Annotated in this window: 1 protein-coding gene; it reads left to right on the top strand. The window is 46.9% G+C overall.

Annotation, left to right across the window (positions count from 1 at the left end):
* On the top strand, positions 1 to 756 hold a 756-nt coding region (locus DK872_RS27215), incomplete at its 5' end, for a tectonin domain-containing protein (RefSeq protein ID WP_237656274.1).
* Positions 757 to 893 lie beyond the last annotated feature (137 nt).

Here is an 893-nt window from a genome sequence, read left to right as displayed (position 1 = left end):
GGAGCGTCCTGCTACCTTTTTTGCTGCCAGTTCTTTCACACTCTGGCTTTAAACTGTAACGTGGTGAATGGTAACCTGAAGCAGATAGACGCTGGGTCTGGCTCCGTGGTTGGCGTGAACAATAATAATGAGATATTCGTCCTGATTGATAACATCTTCACAAAGATCAGCGGGTCTCTAAAGCACTTCAGTGTTGGTCCTGCTGGTCAGCTGGGGGTTAATACAGCAAACAACATCTTTAGGTTTCAGAGTGGCGGTTTTGTTAGGCTTGAAGGGCTTCTCAATCAGGTGGATGCCGGAGGTGATCAGATCATTGCAGGTGTCAATATGTATGATGACATATTCTGTTCAAATATGGATGCTAACAACAAATGGTTATCCAGTAACATTCCTTGGATTAATATTGGTGGAAAGCTGAAGTACTACAGCTGTGGTCCATACAGCTGTTGGGGAGTGAACCACAACGACCAAATCTTCATCATGAAGGATGTGTCGTCTAGTGTCTGTTCAGGGTCCGGCAGCTTTGTGAATATTCCTGGACTTCTGTCCATGATTGAAGTAGCAACTGATGGCAGTGTCTATGGTGTAAACTCTCAAGGGAGCTTATTCAAACGAACTGGTGTCACTCGCTGCACACCCGATGGCACAGACTGGATCCCAGTGGTTGCCTGTCCCAATGGTCACCAGCATGTGAGCTTTGACCTGGGAGTGCTGTGGGTCGTGTGTGTTGATGGCTCCATCCGTAAATGCAGTTAAGGCACTATGGTGGGCCAAGGTGGGCGGTCTCGAGATTCTGGCAGAGCGCATGCCTAAATGTACTGTATAATGTCACTGCAGCAACAGGAGGTCATTCATTGACCGAAGCCTCAAAGTGACTTGTAATAAAGTAATTG

The organism is Kosakonia sp. MH5 (assembly GCF_009935945.1).
Taxonomy (GTDB): domain Bacteria; phylum Pseudomonadota; class Gammaproteobacteria; order Enterobacterales; family Enterobacteriaceae; genus Kosakonia; species Kosakonia radicincitans.
The sequence above is the reverse complement of the archived record's forward strand: the minus strand, read 5'-3'. Positions and strand labels throughout refer to the sequence as shown.